The 19797-nt window shown below is 45.7% G+C and carries 20 protein-coding genes; all 20 read right to left on the bottom strand.

What is annotated here, in order from left to right:
* Window positions 1–12: 12 nt before the first annotated feature.
* Window positions 13–1554, bottom strand: coding sequence for a F0F1 ATP synthase subunit alpha (gene atpA / locus ICV89_RS00100; RefSeq protein WP_215308672.1), 1542 nt, complete (start codon window positions 1552–1554; stop codon window positions 13–15).
* A gap of 45 nt (window positions 1555–1599) precedes the next feature.
* Complete coding sequence (locus tag ICV89_RS00095) at window positions 1600–2136, bottom strand: F0F1 ATP synthase subunit delta (RefSeq protein WP_215308671.1); 537 nt, start codon at window positions 2134–2136, stop codon at window positions 1600–1602.
* A gap of 1 nt (window position 2137) precedes the next feature.
* On the bottom strand, window positions 2138–2608 hold the full coding sequence (locus ICV89_RS00090; protein WP_215308670.1) for a F0F1 ATP synthase subunit B: 471 nt from the start codon (window positions 2606–2608) through the stop codon (window positions 2138–2140).
* A gap of 63 nt (window positions 2609–2671) precedes the next feature.
* Window positions 2672–2938 (bottom strand): F0F1 ATP synthase subunit C, encoded by a 267-nt coding sequence (gene atpE, locus ICV89_RS00085; protein WP_028818346.1) that lies wholly within the window; start codon window positions 2936–2938, stop codon window positions 2672–2674.
* A 42-nt stretch (window positions 2939–2980) separates the two neighbouring features.
* Window positions 2981–3871 (bottom strand): F0F1 ATP synthase subunit A, encoded by an 891-nt coding sequence (gene atpB / locus ICV89_RS00080; protein ID WP_215308669.1) that lies wholly within the window; start codon window positions 3869–3871, stop codon window positions 2981–2983.
* Between the two features lie 34 nt (window positions 3872–3905).
* The gene (locus ICV89_RS00075; protein ID WP_215308668.1) at window positions 3906–4394 is read right to left on the bottom strand and encodes an ATP synthase subunit I; all 489 of its coding nucleotides are present in this window, start codon (window positions 4392–4394) and stop codon (window positions 3906–3908) included.
* Window positions 4395–4427: 33 nt separating this feature from the next.
* Window positions 4428–5318: a ParB/RepB/Spo0J family partition protein gene (locus ICV89_RS00070; protein ID WP_215308667.1), complete on the bottom strand. Its 891-nt coding sequence runs from the start codon at window positions 5316–5318 to the stop codon at window positions 4428–4430.
* Window positions 5319–5342: 24 nt separating this feature from the next.
* Complete coding sequence (locus ICV89_RS00065) at window positions 5343–6113, bottom strand: ParA family protein (protein ID WP_215308666.1); 771 nt, start codon at window positions 6111–6113, stop codon at window positions 5343–5345.
* 24 nt (window positions 6114–6137) lie between these two features.
* Entirely contained in the window at window positions 6138–6800 is a 663-nt protein-coding gene (gene rsmG, locus ICV89_RS00060) for a 16S rRNA (guanine(527)-N(7))-methyltransferase RsmG (RefSeq protein ID WP_215308665.1), read from the bottom strand.
* Window positions 6793–8718 carry a tRNA uridine-5-carboxymethylaminomethyl(34) synthesis enzyme MnmG gene (gene mnmG, locus ICV89_RS00055; protein WP_215308664.1) on the bottom strand — a complete coding sequence of 642 codons (1926 nt, stop codon included), beginning with the start codon at window positions 8716–8718 and terminating at the stop codon, window positions 6793–6795. Before mnmG ends, rsmG begins: the two co-directional genes overlap by 8 nt.
* Before the next feature lie 244 nt (window positions 8719–8962).
* Complete coding sequence (locus ICV89_RS00050; protein WP_371817850.1) at window positions 8963–9892, bottom strand: branched-chain amino acid ABC transporter permease; 930 nt, start codon at window positions 9890–9892, stop codon at window positions 8963–8965.
* Window positions 9893–10813: a branched-chain amino acid ABC transporter permease gene (locus tag ICV89_RS00045; RefSeq protein ID WP_215308663.1), complete on the bottom strand. Its 921-nt coding sequence runs from the start codon at window positions 10811–10813 to the stop codon at window positions 9893–9895.
* Window positions 10814–10829: 16 nt separating this feature from the next.
* Window positions 10830–12053, bottom strand: a complete 1224-nt coding sequence (locus tag ICV89_RS00040; RefSeq protein ID WP_215308662.1) for an ABC transporter substrate-binding protein — start codon at window positions 12051–12053, stop codon at window positions 10830–10832.
* 22 nt (window positions 12054–12075) lie between these two features.
* Entirely contained in the window at window positions 12076–12780 is a 705-nt protein-coding gene (locus ICV89_RS00035; RefSeq protein ID WP_215308661.1) for an ABC transporter ATP-binding protein, read from the bottom strand.
* The gene (locus tag ICV89_RS00030; protein ID WP_215308660.1) at window positions 12777–13544 is read right to left on the bottom strand and encodes an ABC transporter ATP-binding protein; all 768 of its coding nucleotides are present in this window, start codon (window positions 13542–13544) and stop codon (window positions 12777–12779) included. The genes ICV89_RS00035 and ICV89_RS00030 overlap by 4 nt, the downstream gene beginning before the upstream one ends.
* A gap of 95 nt (window positions 13545–13639) precedes the next feature.
* Entirely contained in the window at window positions 13640–13864 is a 225-nt protein-coding gene (locus ICV89_RS00025; RefSeq protein WP_215308659.1) for a DUF3717 domain-containing protein, read from the bottom strand.
* Window positions 13865–13878: 14 nt separating this feature from the next.
* Window positions 13879–14373 carry an SET domain-containing protein gene (locus ICV89_RS00020; protein WP_215308658.1) on the bottom strand — a complete coding sequence of 165 codons (495 nt, stop codon included), beginning with the start codon at window positions 14371–14373 and terminating at the stop codon, window positions 13879–13881.
* Window positions 14374–14378: 5 nt separating this feature from the next.
* Window positions 14379–16877: a DNA topoisomerase (ATP-hydrolyzing) subunit B gene (gene gyrB / locus ICV89_RS00015; protein WP_215308657.1), complete on the bottom strand. Its 2499-nt coding sequence runs from the start codon at window positions 16875–16877 to the stop codon at window positions 14379–14381.
* Between the two features lie 11 nt (window positions 16878–16888).
* Window positions 16889–18004, bottom strand: a complete 1116-nt coding sequence (gene dnaN / locus ICV89_RS00010) for a DNA polymerase III subunit beta (protein WP_215308656.1) — start codon at window positions 18002–18004, stop codon at window positions 16889–16891.
* A 265-nt stretch (window positions 18005–18269) separates the two neighbouring features.
* Window positions 18270–19694, bottom strand: coding sequence for a chromosomal replication initiator protein DnaA (gene dnaA, locus ICV89_RS00005; protein ID WP_215308655.1), 1425 nt, complete (start codon window positions 19692–19694; stop codon window positions 18270–18272).
* Window positions 19695–19797: the final 103 nt, after the last annotated feature.

Below are 19797 nucleotides of genomic sequence, written 5' to 3'. Positions count from 1 at the left end.
ATGCGAGCCCTCTTAGAAAGAGGCTGAACGCTTGTAATCCTCAATTGCAGCACGTAAGGCGGCCTCGTCATCCTTGCTCAAATCTTTAGTCTCTTCAATACGGCCAACTAAATCAGCGTATTTAGATTTCAAATGATCTTGCAAACCTTTTTCGAATGGCAATACGTTCTTCACTTCGAGGTCATCAAAGTAGCCGTTATTCACAGCATAAAGTGAGGCAGCCATTTCCCAAACCTGCAAAGGCTTGTACTGAGCCTGCTTACACAATTCAGTAACACGGCGACCGCGCTCTAACTGCTTACGAGTTGCCTCGTCAAGGTCAGAAGCGAACTGTGCAAACGCTGCCAATTCACGATACTGTGCCAAGTCGGTACGAATACCGCCAGACAGCTTCTTAATAACTTTAGTTTGGGCTGCACCACCAACACGTGAAACAGAAATACCGGCATTAATCGCAGGGCGTACGCCAGCGTTAAACAAGTCTGTTTCCAAGAAGATCTGGCCGTCGGTAATCGAAATGACGTTGGTTGGTACGAATGCAGAAACGTCACCAGCTTGAGTTTCGATAATTGGCAATGCGGTCAATGAACCTGTCTTGCCTTTGACTGAACCGTTTGTAAATTTCTCAACGTAATCAGCGCTTACACGAGCAGCGCGCTCAAGCAAACGGGAGTGGAGATAGAACACATCGCCAGGGTAAGCTTCGCGGCCTGGTGGGCGGCGGAGGAGTAAAGAAATCTGACGGTATGCAACGGCTTGTTTTGTTAAGTCGTCATAAACGATCAGTGCATCTTCACCACGATCGCGGAAGTATTCGCCCATTGTGCAACCAGCATATGCTGAGAGATATTGCATTGCTGCAGACTCAGAAGCACTTGCTGCAACTACAACGGTGTACTCCATTGCGCCTAATTCTGTAAGCTTGCGTACAACGTTAGCAATCGTGGAAGCTTTTTGACCAATCGCAACGTAAACGCAATAAACGTTTTTACCTTTTTGGTTAATGATCGCGTCAACCGCTACAGCTGTCTTACCAGTCTGGCGGTCGCCAATGATCAACTCGCGCTGGCCGCGACCGATTGGAACCATCGCATCAATCGCCTTCAAACCAGTTTGCACTGGCTGGCTAACGGATTGACGTGCAATAACGCCTGGGGCAACTTTTTCGATAAAGTCAGTTAACTTCGTGTTGATTGGGCCTTTGCCATCAATTGGCTGTCCTAGTGCGTTGACAACGCGACCGAGGAGCTCGGGTCCAACTGGTACCTCCAAAATACGGCCAGTACATTTAACTGGATCACCTTCTTTAATGTGGGTGTACTCACCCAACACTACTGCACCAACGGAATCACGCTCAAGGTTCAACGCGAGTCCGATTGTGTTGTTAGGGAATTCCAACATTTCGCCCTGCATAACACCAGATAAACCATGTACACGGCAAATACCGTCGGTCACTGAAATTACAGTGCCTTCGTTGCGAAGCTGGGAGTCAACACCCATTTCGCTAATTCGGCTTTTGATCAGTTCACTGATCTCGGAAGGGTTGAGTTGCATTACTTACTCCTGGGTCTTATTTCGTATGTTCTTAATAGGGATAACTTATGCGCCAAGACTTGCTTGCATTTGAGCTAACTGTGCTTTTACAGAGCTATCCATCACTTCATCACCAACCTGAATGCGAACTCCGCCAATCAATGCAGGATCTACTTGGATAGTTGGGCGCAATTCTTTACCCCCAAAGCGCTTCTTCAAACTTGACAACAAATCATTCAGCGCAGAACCCTCTAATGGGAATGCGCTAGTAATCATTACTTCTGCTGCACCCTCGCTCTTATTCTTCATCGCCTCAAATTGTTTAGCAATTTCAGGAATAGCTGATAAGCGGTGGTTTTGATTTACAAGACTCAAAAAGCTTGCGATTTTGCCGTCAATCTTTGTCTTCACCATGCCAGAAAGAAGCTTACTTAAATCATCCGCAGATACTTTTGGATTATTTGATAAAGCGGCAACTTCTGGTAAGGAGGCTAACTGAGCCAATTCATTTAACTGCTCTAAACATGTGGCAAGCTCAGCAGCCTTAGTGCTTTGGAATAGTGCCTCAGCATAAGGCCGCGCAATTGTGGCTAATTCAGCCATATCAAAGTTCTGCCTTTAGTTGATCAAGCAATGTGCTGTGGACTTTTGCATCTACCTCACGACGCAAAATTTGCTCTGCACCTTTCACGGCCAACACAGCTACTTCAGCACGCAGTACTTCGCGAGCGCGCGTTACTTGTTGATCGGCATCTTGTTTGGCTTGGGAGATGATGCGAGCAGCTTCAGCCTGTGCGTTTGCGCGAATTTCTTCCGCAGACATTTGAGCGCGTTTTTCTGCCTCGGCAACACGCTGCACACCCTCTTGGCGTGCTTTAGTTAATTCTTGCTCGGCTTCATTACTTGCCAATGCGAGCGCTTCTTTACCGCGCTCGGCAGATGCCAAGCCATCAGCAATTTTGCTTGAACGCTCATCTAACGCCTTAACTAGCGGCGGCCACACGAAGCGTGCAACAACCCACCATAAGACGAAGAAAACGATCATTTGCGCGAATAGGGTCGCGTTCAGATTCACGATATTCCTTTCAGTATTGTTGAGAACAGTAGGATGACCCGATGGTCATCCACGCCAAAACAATTACTTAATAACTGCGAGCAGTGGGTTTGCAAAAGCAAACAACATTGCAACACCAACGCCGATCAAGAACGCAGCGTCGATCAAACCAGCCAAAAGGAACATTTTGGTTTGTAATTCATTGATCAGTTCTGGTTGACGGGCAGCGCCCTCAATGAACTTACCGCCCATTAGGCCAATGCCCAAACAGGCTCCCAATGCGCCGAGGCCGATGATGAGGCCAATACCGATAGCGGTTAGTCCTTGGATGTTGGCTAAGAATGCTTGCATGTTTACTCCTAAGTATTGAAAGTGAGGTTAAAAATAAAAAAGTTAATGGTGACTGTGGGCTTGCCCAATGTAAACCAAGGTCAACATCATGAAAATAAATGCTTGCAACAAAATAACTAAGATGTGAAAGATTGCCCAAGCTGAGCCTGCAATCACATTGCCGACGAAGCCAAGCATGTATAAATCTAAGTTAAAGGTCCACATGCTTCCCAAAAGGGCAATGAGCAAAAACAGTAGTTCGCCTGCATACATGTTGCCGAAAAGTCGCATGCCGAGGGAAACGCCCTTAGCAATATATTCGATGATGTTCAAAACCAAGTTAAAAGGTGCCAAATACCACTTTGCGCCAAAGGGTGCTGAAACCAGCTCATGCAAAAAGCCTCCAAGGCCTTTTACTTTGAAGCTATAGAAGAACACCAACAACAACACTGAAAATGACAGGCCAAAGGTGGCGTTCAAGTCGGTAGTAGGGACTATCTTGTGATGGGGAATATGAACCCCGAAACTACCAATAAATTGATTAACCCCGAAGATCCAATCTACCGGCACTAAGTCCAAGGTATTTAGAAGAATAATCCAGCAAAAAACAAACAGGGCCAGCGGGGCAATAAAGCTTCTATCGCCATGAACAATGCTTTTTGTCTGGTTATCGACCATCTCAACCAACATTTCAATTAAACATTGAAAGCGGCCAGGAACACCGGGAGATGCCCTGCGGGCGGCAAGAACCAATAGGAAAACTGTGATCAACCCCATTAAAGAGGTCCAAAAGATGGTGTCTAAATTAATGATGCTGAAATCAATAACTGAGGTTTGCGCCCCGCCGATATTATTGAGGTTTTGTAAGTGCTCAGCAATATAAGCAGTCGGTGTAAGCGGTTGGCTGGCCGCATGATGGGCCGCCCCTGCTGCTGCGTTGACTTCGCTAGACATCTCTAAACTTGTCCTTATCTATATTTACCGCCTGTTACTTCCAAAACCACACTAGCAGATAACACTTGAGCGTAGCCAAATAAGTGACAAGCAATGGAATCCATTTCAAATCAGGTTGCTTTAAGGCAAAGCCAATAAACAGGAGAACGGTTGCTAGAATTTTTATAAATTCGCCAGAAACCACTGCTGCCAAATATCCGCCAGGGCCTGATTTTACATTCTTTTTTCCCGCCTCTAAGCGCACCAAAAATAATGCTGAGGGTAAAAACCCAATCAAACCGCCTACCAAAGCCGAATAAGTATAAACGCTTTTGTCAGTCTGGTTAGAAAAAACAAAGCAGGCAGAAGCAATTATTAAGGTTAGTACTACCTGACTTAAGACGATCCACCATGAATTCAATAACCGAAAATTGAGCGGCTTTGCCTTACGCAATGCATCCATTTCCTCTTTACTCAGAGCTTTATAGGAGTCATCGTCAATTTCATTCCATTGATGCCTAGGAATGGGCTGTTCTTTATTCACAAAATTCATTTCTCGAGGCACAGTAAAAGGGCTTTAGTCTGCCTGAATACCCAGCTTTTTTAACAGGGAATCTAGCTCATCAAATTGGCTAAAACGTATTCTGAGCTCGCCACCTTTACCCTTGAACTTAAATTCCGCACTTAAACCTATCAAGTCTGCAATTTCTTGGGTCAAGCGGCGCATGTCTGGATCACGACTGGGTGCAATACCCGCCACTTTAGTGTTGGTTTTTTTGTCCCCAATTTGACCGCCAGCGAGCGCTAGAGCGGTAGCCATTCTTTCGGCCTCTCGTACGGAAAGGCCTTGGGCTGCAATTTTTTGTGCCAAGGCGACTTGGCTTGCCCCAGGCAAAGGCAATAGCGCGCGGGCGTGGCCCATATCAATATCGCCCGCCAAGAGCATGGCTTGCACTGGCTTTGCCAATTGATTTAAACGCAATAAATTAGTAACGGCACTACGTGACTTACCTACCGCTTTCGCCGCTTGCTCATGCGTAAAACCAAACTCTTCAATCAACCTAGCAAGACCTTGAGACTCTTCAAGCGGATTCAAATCTTCGCGCTGCATATTCTCAACTAAAGCCATTGCAGCGGCAGCCTGATCATTGGCGCCAGAAACTAATACAGGCACCTCTTGTAAACCGGCCAAAGTTGCCGCACGAAAGCGGCGCTCGCCGGCAATGATTTCGTATTTTCCTGGCGCAACCAAACGAACCAACAAGGGTTGCATCACACCTTGCTCGCGAATACTTTCTGCCAACTCTTGCAGTGCGCCCACTTCCATTTTTTGACGTGGCTGATATTTGCCAGCCTGTAATGCACTTAATGGCAAACGATTAATTTCAGCGTTGGTTTCTTTTGCTGCCTTGTCGCCGAGTAATGCCTCTAGGCCGCGACCCAAACCTTTTTTCTTGATTGCAACCATGATCTTTTTTAATATTCCTAGGTTTTACATTTGCTTAATGCGCTCAATCATCTCGGCACCAAAGTCTAAGTAGGCTTTTGCGCCACGCGATGATCTATCAAACGCCACCCCAGGAAGCCCATAGGACGGGGCTTCAGCCAAGCGGACGTTGCGGGGGATGATGCTCTTAAATACTTTATCGCCAAAGTGTTCAAGTAATTGATCAGAAACTTGTTGTTGCAAAGTCATGCGCGGATCAAACATCACACGCAATAGGCCAATGATCACCAAATCAGGATTTAAGTTTGCGTGGACCTGCTTAATCGTGTTTACTAAATCTGACAGGCCTTCCAATGCAAAATATTCACATTGCATTGGCACAATCACACCGTTCGCTGCACACAATCCATTGAGCGTTAACAAAGATAGTGCTGGGGGACAGTCAATCAAAATAAAGTCATAGTCATTCGCAACAAGCGCGAGCGCATCCTTCAGTCTTTGTTCGCGTGAGTCTAAATCTACTAACTCAATTTCTGCGCCTGCCAAGTCTCGGTTTGCCGGCAACACATCGTATCCAGAGCTCTCGCAAGGCACTGCGGATTCTTTTACAGACGAAAGACCAATCAGCACTTGATATACCGTGCTACTGAGGTCTGCTTTTTCAATTCCAGACCCCATCGTCGCATTGCCCTGTGGATCTAAATCCACCAATAAAACACGTTGCCGATGTCCAGCTAAACCAGCAGCCAAATTAACAGCGGTAGTAGTTTTTCCTACACCGCCTTTTTGGTTTGCAATACAAAATATTTTGGCCATAATTTTTCTTAAAATTGTCGTGCTTTAAAGGGGTGATTTTCTCACGGGGGATAAGACTAGCAGTCGTCGCTCTACCGCCAAATTTGGAATCTGCAAGGGCTCATCAGCTATTAGCCGCCAGTCGTCCATACAAACATCCCGCAACTCTTCGTCTGCGCGTTTTGCCTTCATCGCAAATATCAAGCCATTGGGCTTCAGCAGAGGTAGGGAGAGCTCTAAAAAGTGGGCCAGACTGGTAAATGCTCTAGAAATTACTGCATCAAACTGGCCTGGCTGTGATTTAGCCACTGCCTCAACGCGCTCGCTCAAGACTTGAATGTTCTTTAAATCTAATTTCCCACGCACATGCTGCAAAAATGCCGTTTTTTTACGAATAGCCTCAATCAAAGTCAAATGCCAGTCTGGTTGCAATATAGCAATCGGGATTGCAGGCAGGCCGCCGCCCGACCCAAGATCTGCGATTTTAGGATTTAATACCCCTAGAAAACGGCGCATTACCGGTAAAACTGTAATAGAATCAATAAGATGCAGTCTAATAGAGTTCTTTTCACCCTCAATAGCAGTCAAGTTATGAACCTGATTCCAACGGCCCATTTCCTGCAAAAAAAGCTCTAAATCAGCCATGTTGGCAGAACTAAGATTAAGACCCAAACTCTCAATGCCCAAAGAAACTAAGTCATTACTCATGGACTTCTTCTTGGGTGCGGCCTAAGCCCTTTTTAAGGTGGACTAATAGCAAGGAGAGTGCGGCAGGTGTGACACCAGATATCCTGCCTGCTTGACCCAAGGTGCCAGGCTTATACAAATTGAGCTTTTGCTGAACCTCTTTGGATAAGCCGAGAACATGGGTGTAGTCCAAAGCCTCCGGCAAAGGAAAGCTCTCGTTATGCTCTTGCCGAGCAATCTCAACAGCCTGCCTATCTATATAGCCTTGATATTTAATCGAAATTTCAACTTGGTCGCTAATTTGTTGTGCCAAACCCAAATCATCATCCAAGGCTCCGGGGGACCAAAGCCCTTCGGCCAAACTGGTGATGGCCTCATAGGTAATACCAGGGCGCCTTAAAAGATCGGCCAAACTACACTCGTGCGATAGGTCTTGGCCCAAAAGCTCAGAAACAGCCTTTGCTGAGCCATGTTTTGGGCCGATCCAAATATCTTGCAAGCGAGATGTTTCACGTGAAACAGCCTCTTGTTTCCTGCAAAACGTATTCCAACGGTAATCATCGACCAGACCCAGTTCGCGGCCAATTTTAGTGAGGCGCAGATCCGCATTATCTTCACGTAGGCTAAGGCGGTATTCCGCACGGCTAGTAAACATTCGATAGGGCTCTTGGACGCCCAAGGTAATAAGGTCATCTACCAAGACGCCGATATAGGACTCGCTACGCTTAGGCAGCCAAGGCTCTTTCCCTTTTGCCGCCAAACCAGCGTTGATGCCCGCAAGCATACCTTGGGCAGCGGCCTCTTCATAGCCCGTTGTGCCATTAATCTGGCCAGCAAAGTACAGGCCTGCAATTGCCTTAGTCTCTAAACTATGGCGCAAATGGCGTGGATCAAAAAAGTCGTACTCAATGGCATAACCAGGGCGCACAATTACGGCAGACTCTAGGCCACGAATGCTGCGAACCAAGCTCCACTGAATATCAAACGGCAAACTAGTAGAGATGCCATTGGGATAAAACTCATTAGTTGTTAGGCCCTCAGGCTCTAAAAAGATTTGGTGGCTGTTTCTGGAGGCAAAACGATGAATCTTGTCCTCAATAGAAGGGCAATAGCGTGGGCCCACCCCCTCAATAACCCCGGTGTACATCGGGGAGCGATCTAAACCACCGCGAATAATGTCATGGGTTTGTTCATTTGTATGCGAGATCCAGCAAGGGACTTGCTTAGGGTGCTGCTCAGGCCGACCCAAATAAGAGAAAACTGGCACTGGATCCAAATCCCCTGGCTGTTCCAACATCACTGAGAAATCAATGGTGCGCCCATCGATCCTGGGCGGGGTGCCGGTTTTTAGGCGGCCCTGGGGAAGCTTCAACTCTTTTAACCTAGAAGACAAAGAGGTGGCTGCTGGATCACCGGCCCGTCCACCAGCATAATTATTTAAACCTACATGGATCTTCCCGTCCAAGAATGTGCCAGCAGTTAGCACCACCTTCTTGGCCATAAACTTCAAGCCCATTTGTGTAACTACGCCCTGGACCTCATCGCCTTGGACCAGGAGATCATCTACAGCGGCCTGGAAAAGGGTCAGATTTTCTTGATTCTCGAGACGGCGACGAATCGCTGCCTTATATAACACCCGATCACCCTGTGCGCGAGTTGCACGAACGGCAGGGCCCTTGCTTGAATTCAATATCCGAAACTGAATGCCGGCCTCATCGGTAGCCGCCGCCATGGCGCCACCCATAGCATCAATCTCCTTAACTAAATGGCCTTTGCCAATTCCACCAATTGAAGGGTTGCAGCTCATTGCCCCCAAACTCTCAATGCTATGGGTTACGAGAAGGGTATCGCACCCCATTCGAGCAGCCGCAAGGGCAGCCTCGGTTCCGGCGTGACCGCCACCAACCACAATGACATCGAAGTTCTTTGAATAATGCATAATTTGCCTCAGATAGGGCGATGATCATAGCATTTTGTAGGTTTCACGTGAAACAAATCCAAACCCAAGTAAAAACATGCACAATCAATATTTTCTAAGTTATTGATTTAAATGAATATTTCTGTAGCAGGGTGGGCAAAAAATACACAAGGCTCAAAACTGCGCCGCACTTAAGATGGAGAACTGAGAGTCTTAAATGAGTACGGCGCCGCAGCGCCGTACTAAAAACCTAATAAAAAAGGGCTCATCCCTTGTTCTTAAAAAAGTGGATGATTTCACCAACTACACCTCTACGGAAGGCCAAAACACAAATCACAAAAATAAATCCGGTTGCAATAGTGCTCCAGGATCCAATGTTGGCTAGATAATTTTGCAAACCAACCACAATGCCCGCACCAACCACTGGGCCAAGAATGGTTCCCATACCGCCCAACAGAGTCATTAAAACAACCTCTCCCGACATATGCCAATGGACATCGGTCAGTGTTGCCAATTGAAAGACTAGGGTTTTCAAAGAGCCTGCAAGGCCCGCGAGCGCAGCTGAAATTACAAAAGAAATGAGTTTGAAGCGATCAACGTCGTAACCCAAAGAAACTGCACGAGGCTCGTTTTCGCGAATGGCCTTTAAAACCTGGCCGAAAGGGGAGTGAACCGTGCGAACGATCAACGCAAATGCTAGCAAGAAAATAACCAACACAAAGTAATACATGCTGACGTCATCTTTTAAATTAATTAAGCCAAACAACATTCCACGCGGCACACCCTGAATACCATCTTCGCCACCAGTGAATGGAAGTTGCACAGCCAAAAAGTAAACCATTTGGGAAAGCGCCAATGTCACCATCGCAAAATAAATACCTTGACGACGAATTGCCAAAGAGCCGATCAAAAATCCTAAGATGCCAGAGCCCAAGACGCCCGACACAATTCCAAACTCGGGGGACAGGCCAAGCTCTTTGCAAAGATAGGCGGTGATATAAGCAGAGGTTCCAAAGAATGCAGCGTGCCCGAAAGAAAGAAGTCCAGTAAAACCTAGCAACAAATTAAAGGCGCAAGCGAAGAGAGCGAAACAGAAGACCTTCATGGCAAACACTAAATAGATGAAGTCCTGAAAAGGCATCAGCAAGGCAATTAAAACCAAAATGCCATAAAGCAATTTTATTTTTGGGTTCACTTATTTCTCCCGGCCGAAAAGTCCAGCAGGACGAATAAGCAAAACGATTGCCATGATCACAAAAATTACTACCCCCGATGCTTCTGGATAAAACACTTTGGTTAGGCCCTCAATCAAACCCAAAGCAAGGCCAGTCAAAATAGAGCCCATGATAGAGCCCATGCCGCCAATCACCACCACAGCAAAAACCACAATAATTAAATTGGAACCCATCAAGGGGTTGACTTGAAAAATAGGTGCAGCCAAAACGCCAGCAAAGCCAGCCAAGCCAACGCCATAAGCATAGGCCAAAGAAATCATAAGGGGGACATTGATACCAAATGCTTGAAGTAGTTTTGGATTTTCAGTTCCAGCGCGAAGATAGGCGCCCAACTTCGTTCTCTCAATTACATACCAAGTAGAGAAACAAACCACTAAAGAGGCAACCACCACCCACAAGCGATATTTCGGCAAGATAATGCCAATCGACTCCAGTGGAATGGCGCCCTGCAGTAGTTCAGGGGCTGGATAACTCTCACCAGAAATTCCATACCAATGGCGGAACATGCCCTCAATAATGAGAGCCAATCCAAAAGTTAATAACAGGCCATAAAGATGGTCAAGGTGATAAAGGCGCTTGAGCATGGTGCGCTCAAGAATCAAACCAAATCCCGCCATAACCAAGGGCACCAAAATTAGTGCAAACCAATAATTAATTGAGAACTCAGGAAAGCCAAACCATTGACCAACTTGAGTCAACCCAATCCACGCAACAAAAGCGCCCATGGTGTACTGGGCACCATGAGAAAAATTAATGATGTTGAGTAGGCCAAAAATAATGGCCAAGCCCAAACTCAGAATGGCGTAAAAGGAGCCATTAATAAGCCCCACCAAGAGCTGGGCAACCAGCCCTTGAGGGGTAATTCCAAGAAGTTCAAACATGCTTATAAAAAACCAATTACTTGTTAGTAACCAACTTGCATCGTGACAATGAAAGTGGTTGTGTTGCTTCGGCAGCTGGAATCACCGCCTTGACGTTGTAATAATCCCATGGGCTAGTAGATTCAGATGGCTTCTTCACCTCTAGCAAATACATATCATGCTCAAACTTACCATCAGCACGGATTTTTCCTTTGAACAAACCATCATCAATATTGGTAGATCTCAAAGCCTTCATTACTGCTTGAGTGTCGTCAGTGCCCGCTTTTTGGACTGCAGCTAAGTAAGCAAGAACTGATGAGTAAACACCAGCCTGAACGCTAGTCGGCATACGCTTATGTTGCAAAATAAAACGTTTGGCGAATGCGCGCGTCTTTTCATCTTTATCCCAATAGAAACCTTCGGTTAAATACATGCCTTGAGCTGCATTCAAACCCAAAGAGTGAACATCAGAAATAAACATCAACAAAGGAACGACTGTTTGTTTTTTATTGATACCGAACTCTGAGGCCTGCTTTACAGAATTAACTGTGTCTTGACCTGCGTTTGCCAAGGCAACAACATCAGCACCACTAGCTTGAGCCTTCAACAAGTATGAAGAAAAATCGCTATTCGGGAATGGGTGCTTACTGGTTCCCAACACCTTGCCGCCATTAGCATTAACAACGTTAGTTGAGTCTTTCTCCAAAGCCGCTCCGAAAGCGTAGTCAGCAGTAAGGAAATACCAGTTCTTTTTACCCTGCTTAACAACAGCCTTTGCTGTGCCGTTTGAAAGCGCATAAGTGTCATAGGTCCAGTGCACGTTATTAGCAGTACACTTTTCATTGGTGATTGGCAAAGAAGCGGCGCCAGATACTAGGGTAATCTTATTCTTTTGTTCCGCTACCTCCATTACGGCGAGTGCGACGTTTGTAGACACCAATTCAACAATCACATCGACACCATCTTTGTCATACCACTCACGTGCTTTGTTTGCGGCGATATCTGCTTTGTTTTGATGGTCGGCACTCAACAGCTCAATCTTTTTACCAATAACCGCGCCATCTTTTGAAAAGTCAGCAATCGCCATTTTTGCAGCAATCACAGCACCCGGACCAGCCAAATCAGAATACGTTGAAGAGAGATCAGTTAAAACACCAATCTTAATTACGTCACCACTCACTTTAGATGTTTGCGCGAATGCTGGGTTTGAACCAAAAAAGGTTGCCGCCACCAGACACGCAGTAATTTGCTTTAACTTCATTTATGTCTCCTATAAATAACCACTAAACACCAAGATACTCATTTAATAAGCTTGCTTTTTCTGCAAGCTCATTTTGATTAACAACCTCAACTACATTGCCATGCTCAACCACGTAATGCCGATCAGCCAAGGGTGCGGCAAAGCGGAAGTTTTGCTCCACCAACACAATAGTGAAGCCCTTGTTGCGTAAGCTGGTAACCACCTCACCCAACTTTTGAACGATCACCGGTGCCAAGCCTTCGGTAATCTCATCTAACAATAGGAGTTTTGCGCCCGTCCTCAGAATGCGTGCCATTGCGAGCATTTGCTGTTCGCCGCCCGATAGTCTTGTACCGGGGCTATTGCGTCGCTCGTACAAATTGGGGAACATTTCATAAATCTCATCCAAACCCATGCCGCCAGATGCAATTTCTGGCAAGAGCAGCAAATTCTCCTCAGCACTCAAACTAGCAAAGATGCCGCGCTCTTCCGGGCAGAAACCGACACCTAAGCGAGCAATTTTGTAGGTTGGCATCGCAATAGTTTGGCTGCCATAAATTTCTACTGAGCCCGTTCTTTTGCTGGTTAAGCCTAAGATAGTTTTTAAGATAGTGCTGCGACCAGCACCATTGCGACCCAGAAGGGTAACCACCTCACCATCACGAACAGCAAAATTCACGCCATGAAGAATGTGAGACTCCCCATACCAAGACTCGAGGTTTTTAACCTCCAATGCCATTGTGCTCATGTGCCATCACCCCCGTGGCTACCCATGTAAGCCTCAACCACCAAGGGGTTGTTGGAAACCTCTTGATAGGAGCCTTCAGCCAATACCGAGCCTCGCTGCAATACTGTGATGCGGTCAGCTATAGAGGAAACCACCTTCATATTGTGCTCAACCATCAAAATGGTGCGGCCTTTGGCAACCCGATCAATTAGCTCGGTAACGCGCTCAACATCCTCGTGCCCCATGCCCTGTGTTGGCTCATCCAACAACATTAGTTCGGGCTCCATTGCCATGGTGGTGGCAATTTCTAAAGCTCTTTTGCGACCATATGCCAGGTTTAAGGTTTCCTCGTGAGCAAAGTCTGCTAAGCCCACCTCACACAAAAGTTGTTCAGCACGCTCATTGAGAACGCTTAGCGAGCTTCCAGACTTCCAAAAATGAAATTCGGTGCCCAATCCTCGCTGCAGTGCAACACGAACGTTCTCTAAAACAGTTAGGTGTGGAAAAACTGCCGAAATTTGAAATGAACGGACTACGCCGCGCCGCGCGATTTGGGCTGGTCGCTCTTTGGTGATATCAAAGCCATTAAATAAAATCTGGCCGCACGAGGGCTCCAAAAACTTTGTTAGAAGGTTAAAGCAAGTTGTTTTGCCGGCGCCATTTGGGCCAATAAGGGCGTGAATAGTCCCCCGAGCAACATCTAAATTGACATCACTTACCGCAGAAAAACCCTTGAATGTCTTTCCAAGGCCAATTGTTTTTAATATTGTTTCTTGCAAACTCAAATCCTTATACCCATCTATAGGCAAGAGTTTGAGAATACCCTAAGAGGTGATTTACTAATATAGCGATAACCCTAAAAACGTTGAGGACGTAATGATTAATTCGCCTGGGTAACGTTTAAAAATTTTTGGATTGCCAGCCTTGCCGCTTCATCCAAAACATCCATGGAAGCCCTTTGAGCTCCCTGAACAATCATAAGAGCATATGGTTTTGCAAGAGCGGCGGCCTCTGGACATAAGTGAAGTTCCTCACCAACTGCGGGCGATTGGCTGCGCCAATAATTAATAGCAGCCTCTAAATCCTGAATAGAAATAAACAGCATGTTGAAAAAATAATTTACTTCTTATCGAGAGACAGCATTGTGCCTCGACATTTTTTAGCGCCACAACGGCACTCATAATCCTTTTTCATTTGCTTGGTTACACGACCATCAACTCCGAGGGAGTAGTCGTAGAAAAGCTCCTCACCTACCCTAAGGTCTCTTTTGGCGTAGATAAATACGCGGGGCTCACCACCAAAACTTTCCTCTTGGGTTTCGCAAACTGGCTTGCAAGAATGGTTGATCCAGCGCGCAGCATTTCCACCATACTTCGCATCAATACAGCGACCATCTTCTAGGGAAAAGTAAAAAGTATGGTTCGGGTCTTTGGGGTCATGTGGGTGGCGCTTCTCAGCCAACTTCCAACTAATACGCTCACCCTTGTATTCAATGATGGCGTCACCCTTTTTAATTGGCTTCGCAACAAAAACACCTTTTCCATGAATAGGCGAGGACTTAACAACAATACGCGAACGATCAATTTTTGGAGCCACTAATTTCTTTTTACTCATTTAAATCAAACATCCAAATTGCGCGCAATTAAGGCATTTTTTTCAATAAAGGCGCGGCGCGGCTCCACCTCATCACCCATTAGGGTGGTGAAGACTTGATCTGCAGTAATTGCGTCTTCAATTTTGACTTGGAGTAGGGTGCGTGATCCTGCATCCATTGTGGTTTCCCATAGTTGGGAAGGGTTCATCTCACCAAGACCCTTATAGCGCTGACGACTGAGAACGCGCTCGGCCTCAGAAAGTAGCCATGCAAAAGCGGCCCTAAAGTTATGAATTGCCTGTTCCTTTTGGTTTTTGTCTGGGTCTCCACGACGCACTTTCGAGCCCGGCAGCACCTTGCCAGATAAAACCGCCGCCGCATTGGCGAGGCTTTGATAGTCATCACCATGAACAAAATCAGAGTTGATTGCCGACAACCTCAGGTTGCCATGAATACGGCGAGACAACAGTAATTTGTAGCGATCTGTGCGCTCTTCTTTTTGAACAATAATTTCAGGTGGAAGCGCTAAGGGATTTAAAGCGTCCGCGAGCGCTACACGCAAGCGCTCAGCCGATTCCTGGGCTGACTTTTCTGTATCTAGGTTTAGTTGTGTGCCAGAGGCAATCGCGCGCAAAGCATCTTCATCAATGGTGCGCGATAGGCGATCAACGATGGACTGAATCACTTGATAGTGTTTAGCCAACTCACCCAGGGCGGCGCCCTCAATAATTTCACCTGCGGGGGTTTGCAGTGATGCTGACTCAAGAGCAATCTTTAAAAGTAATTGATTGAGTTCGGCGTCATCCTTAATGTATTGCTCATTTTTACCAAACTTCACTTTATATAAAGGTGGTTGGGCAATATAGATGTGGCCACGCTCAATTAACTCTGGCATCTGTCTATAAAAGAAGGTGAGTAAAAGTGTCCGTATGTGACTACCGTCTACGTCCGCGTCGGTCATGATGATGATGCGATGGTAGCGAAGCTTATCCGCCTTATATTCTTCAGCGCCAATGCCCGTTCCAAGGACGGTAATTAAAGTAACCACCTCTTGGCTTGCCAACATCTTGTCGAAACGCGCCTTCTCCACATTTAGAATTTTTCCCTTCAATGGAAGAATGGCCTGGAAACGGCGATCTCTGCCCTGCTTTGCAGAGCCACCCGCGGAATCTCCCTCGACAATAAATAACTCAGATTTGGTGGGATCCTTTTCTTGGCAGTCCGCCAATTTTCCAGGTAGTCCCAGACCATCCAAAACACCTTTGCGGCGAGTCATGTCGCGAGCCTTGCGGGCTGCCTCACGTGCACGCGCAGCATCCACTATTTTTCCACACAAAATTTTGGCGTCAGCTGGGCGTTCCTGTAGATAGGCACCTAAGGCTTCTGCAACAATCTCCTCTACTGGGCCGCGAACCTCACTAGAAACTAGCTTATCTTTTGTTTGGCTTGAAAATTTTGGCTCTGGAACTTTGACAGATAAAACACAGGCAAGGCCTTCGCGCATATCATCGCCAGAAATTTCTACCTTGGCTTTTTTGGCAACTTCATGCTCATCGATATATTTGTTGATCACACGGGTCATTGCTGCACGCAATCCCGTCAAATGGGTTCCACCATCGCGCTGAGGAATGTTGTTAGTGAAACATAAAACTTGCTCGCTAAAACTATCATTCCACTGCATTGATACTTCAGCGGTAATGTTGCCACCTAAGTCTGATGGACGAATACCTTCAGCGTAAAAAATATTAGGATGTAAAACATTTTTTGTTTGATTGATGTATTCAACAAAACCTTTAACACCACCGGAAAAGGCAAAATCTTCTTCTTGGCCAGAACGCTGATCAATTAATTTAATGTGAACACCATTATTCAAAAACGAGAGTTCACGAATGCGTTTAACAAGAATTTCGTAGTGAAACTCAATGTTTCCAAAAATAGTTTCATCAGCCAAGAAGTGAACTTCTGTGCCAGACAGGGTTGTGTCGCCGGTAATAGTAATTGGTGATGTAGCAACACCATTTTCTTCTTGAACGTTGCGGTTCTGAATGACGCCACGCGCAAACTCCATGTAGTGCGCTTTACCATCTCGGCGAATGGTAAGTTTCAGCCATTTAGAGAGTGCGTTTACGCAGCTAACTCCCACACCATGTAAGCCACCAGAAACCTTATAACTGTTTTGATCAAACTTACCGCCAGCATGCAGCTCTGTCATTACAATCTCAGCCGCACTTCTCTTTGGCTCATGCTTGTCGTCGTATTTAATTCCAGTTGGTACACCGCGACCGTTATCAACGATGGAAATAGAGTTGTCAGTTTGAATAACAACGGTAATTTCAGAGCAATAACCTGCAAGCGCCTCATCAATTGAGTTATCTAAAACCTCAAAAACTAAGTGATGTAACCCAGTACCATCGGAGGTATCTCCAATGTACATTCCTGGACGTTTACGAACAGCCTCAAGACCCTCTAAGATTTGAATTGATGATGCACCGTACTGCTCTACTACTTTTTTTTCTTCAGTCATTTTTTTCTAAATTAAATACGCATTGGCATCACAACATACTTGAAATCTTCAGAACCAGGCAAAGTAATCACCGCACTACTATTAGCATCACCTAAGCTAATTTGAATTTTTTCATTTTTTAGATTTGATAAGACATCTAACAAATAGCTTACGTTGAAGCCAATCTCAACAACATCACCACTGTATTCGGTTTCAATCTCTTCTTGCGCCTCTTCTTGTTCAGCATTAGTTGATTGAACTGTAATTCGATTTGGTGACAAAGAAAAACGTACGCCCTTAAATTTATCAGTTGTCAAGATTGCTGCGCGCTGAAGTGCAGATTGCAGAACATCACGCCCAACCACTAGTGAGTTTTTGTGACCCTTAGGAATTACCCGTTGAAAATCAGGAAATTTACCTTCCACCAATTTTGAGATTAATTCGATATCGCCGAAGCTAAATTTCACTTGATTAGATGTGAGACTCATCTCCAACATTTCATCCGAATCCTCAAGTAGATGTTGGCACTCTAAAATAGTTTTACGAGGAATAATAATTTCCTGCCTTTGCCCAGAGCCCACCGGAGTCTCAGCCAACTCAACTTGAGAATAAGCTAAACGATGGCCATCAGTAGCCACTGCAATTACCTGCTTACCCTCAACAACCAATAGCATTCCATTTAGGTAATACCGAATATCCTGTTGCGCCATAGCGAAATGAACTTGGCTAACCAATTGGCGAAAACTCTTTTGAGTCATTCTCCAACTCGCAGTTACCTCACCAACACTTTGCATTACCGGGAACTCTGTTGCGGATAAGGTCTGTAAAGAAAAACGGCTTTTGCCGCTCTGTACGACCATCTTGTTATCTTTAAGGTTTAGCGCCACTGGCCCCTCGGGGAGTGCGCGCAAAATATCAAGCAATTTTCTTGCTGCAACAGTGGTGGTGACATCCTCAGCACCCACACCAAAACTTGCATTCGTAGTGATTTGGATTTCTATATCTGTTGATATAAAAGAAATTTTGTCGCCCTGTTTTTTAAACAACAGATTTGCCAAAATAGGTAGAGTGTGTCGACGTTCAACAATGCCACTAACAACCTGAAGTGGTTTTAATAAACTATCCCTTGAAGTGTTTACGAGTTGCATTGCTTTTAAATCCTTGTATATATCTTATTAGTAGTAGTAATAAGGCTTGTTATTTCGGTGGATAAGTCAAAAACTATATATAAAACAACCCACTAAAACCCAAAAAACCTGTGGAAAATTTTTGTATAAACCGTTCATAAATCTTGGATAACTTTTTATCAACACCCTATTTTTGCATGAAGCGCCATCTTTCCACAATTTATCCACACGCAATCCCCAAACTTATCCATTGAACTATCCACAACCTTATCCACAGGCAAAAAACCTAAGACTTTAAGGTTTGCTCGATAACGTGGATTTCGTGGTTAAGTTGCCCATCGTGGGAGCGCTCTTCCCCAATCTTCCGAACGGCGTGCAGAACGGTTGTGTGGTCCCGCCCCCCAAATAATTCACCAATTTCCGGCAGGCTTTTCTGTGTTAACTCTTTTGCCATAAACATGGCAATTTGCCGGGGGCGAGCAATATTTGCGGGGCGCTTCTTGGAATACATGTCGGCAACTTTAATGCTGTAAAAATCAGCCACTGCCTTTTGTATATTGTCGACAGAAATTTGTCGATTTTGTATGGATAAGAGGTCCTTTAACGCCACACGGGCCACCTCAATCGTGACCTCTTTGCCGTGGAAACGAACAAACGCCAAAATTTTTCTTAAAGCCCCCTCTAACTCTCGTACGTTAGATCTAAGGTGTTTGGCCACAAAGAAGGCCACATCCTCACTCATGGGGATGCCTTCGCTCAAAGCCTTCTTCATTAAAATAGCAACTCGCATCTCTAGCTCTGGCGGCTCAATCGCTACAGTTAACCCCGAATCAAAGCGGGAAATAAGGCGGTCATCAATCCCGGCCATTTCCTTTGGGTAGGTATCACTTGTAATAATGACCTGAGCTTTATTGCTTAAAAGCGCCTCAAAGGCATAAAAAAACTCTTCTTGAGTTCTCGATTTACCACTAAAAAATTGAATATCGTCAATCAACAGCAAATCAAGTGAGTGGTAGTAGCGCTTAAAGCGATCAAAAGCCTTTTGCTGATACGCCCTAACCACATCAGAGACATATTGTTCGGCATGAATGTAACGAATCCGAGCGCCAGGCTTTTCTTTCAAAAGGTGATTCCCAATGGCATGAATAAGGTGGGTTTTACCTAGACCCACCCCACCATACAAAAACATGGGGTTATATGAGGTGCCAGGATTGTGGGCAACCTGGATCGACGCAGCCCTGGCCAATTGGTTTGCCTTACCCGTTACAAAAGTATCAAAGGTAAGGTTGGGGTTCAATTTAGAGTGGTCCCCAATCTCAAAGGCCTGCTCTTCTGTGGAGTTGTTGTCTGTAGCTACAACAAACTCTTGTTGCCCAGGCGGCTCCTGAGTTGTGGCGACCCCCACCGTCTGGGCACCTAAACCCTCCACACTCAGCACAAAACTGAGGTTAATTGGATGGCCAAAATACTGATCTGCCAACTCTTGGAGGCGGTCAGAGAATGTTTTCTTAATCCAGTCAAGCTTAAATCTGTTTGGGGCTCCAACGATGAGTGATTGCTCACTTTCATCAAAAGAAACCAAGCTCAGGGGTTGGATCCAAGTTTTGAATTGTTGGGGGGAAAGCTCGCGAGCAAGCGCGCCAAGCGCGCCGTCCCAAAACCCCAGCGGGCTAGGTGAGTTCAAAGTAATCGGATTCTGTAGGTTGCTCATATTTTTGGAGGATCCATTGTAGCGATCCCATAAAGTTATCCACAAGCTGGAAAAACGTGGAAAACCTGTGGATAACTTGTGAATAACACAAAAACACCCATAT

The sequence above is a fragment of the Polynucleobacter sp. Adler-ghost genome, assembly GCF_018688495.1.
Classification (GTDB): Bacteria; Pseudomonadota; Gammaproteobacteria; order Burkholderiales; family Burkholderiaceae; genus Polynucleobacter.
The sequence above is the reverse complement of the archived record's forward strand: the minus strand, read 5'-3'. Positions and strand labels throughout refer to the sequence as shown.

Coding starts and splice junctions, on each gene's coding strand:
- ICV89_RS00025 (WP_215308659.1), bottom strand. CDS start 13,864: ATGCTGTTTATTTCTATTCAGGATTTAGAGGCTGCTATTAATTATTGG.
- ICV89_RS00070 (WP_215308667.1), bottom strand. CDS start 5,318: ATGGTTGCAATCAAGAAAAAAGGTTTGGGTCGCGGCCTAGAGGCATTA.
- dnaA (WP_215308655.1), bottom strand. CDS start 19,694: ATGAGCAACCTACAGAATCCGATTACTTTGAACTCACCTAGCCCGCTG.
- dnaN (WP_215308656.1), bottom strand. CDS start 18,004: ATGCAACTCGTAAACACTTCAAGGGATAGTTTATTAAAACCACTTCAG.
- rsmG (WP_215308665.1), bottom strand. CDS start 6,800: ATGAGTAATGACTTAGTTTCTTTGGGCATTGAGAGTTTGGGTCTTAAT.
- ICV89_RS00020 (WP_215308658.1), bottom strand. CDS start 14,373: ATGAGTAAAAAGAAATTAGTGGCTCCAAAAATTGATCGTTCGCGTATT.
- atpB (WP_215308669.1), bottom strand. CDS start 3,871: ATGTCTAGCGAAGTCAACGCAGCAGCAGGGGCGGCCCATCATGCGGCC.
- ICV89_RS00035 (WP_215308661.1), bottom strand. CDS start 12,780: ATGAGCACAATGGCATTGGAGGTTAAAAACCTCGAGTCTTGGTATGGG.
- atpA (WP_215308672.1), bottom strand. CDS start 1,554: ATGCAACTCAACCCTTCCGAGATCAGTGAACTGATCAAAAGCCGAATT.
- ICV89_RS00095 (WP_215308671.1), bottom strand. CDS start 2,136: ATGGCTGAATTAGCCACAATTGCGCGGCCTTATGCTGAGGCACTATTC.
- mnmG (WP_215308664.1), bottom strand. CDS start 8,718: ATGCATTATTCAAAGAACTTCGATGTCATTGTGGTTGGTGGCGGTCAC.
- gyrB (WP_215308657.1), bottom strand. CDS start 16,877: ATGACTGAAGAAAAAAAAGTAGTAGAGCAGTACGGTGCATCATCAATT.
- ICV89_RS00065 (WP_215308666.1), bottom strand. CDS start 6,113: ATGGCCAAAATATTTTGTATTGCAAACCAAAAAGGCGGTGTAGGAAAA.
- ICV89_RS00045 (WP_215308663.1), bottom strand. CDS start 10,813: ATGTTTGAACTTCTTGGAATTACCCCTCAAGGGCTGGTTGCCCAGCTC.
- atpE (WP_028818346.1), bottom strand. CDS start 2,938: ATGCAAGCATTCTTAGCCAACATCCAAGGACTAACCGCTATCGGTATT.
- ICV89_RS00040 (WP_215308662.1), bottom strand. CDS start 12,053: ATGAAGTTAAAGCAAATTACTGCGTGTCTGGTGGCGGCAACCTTTTTT.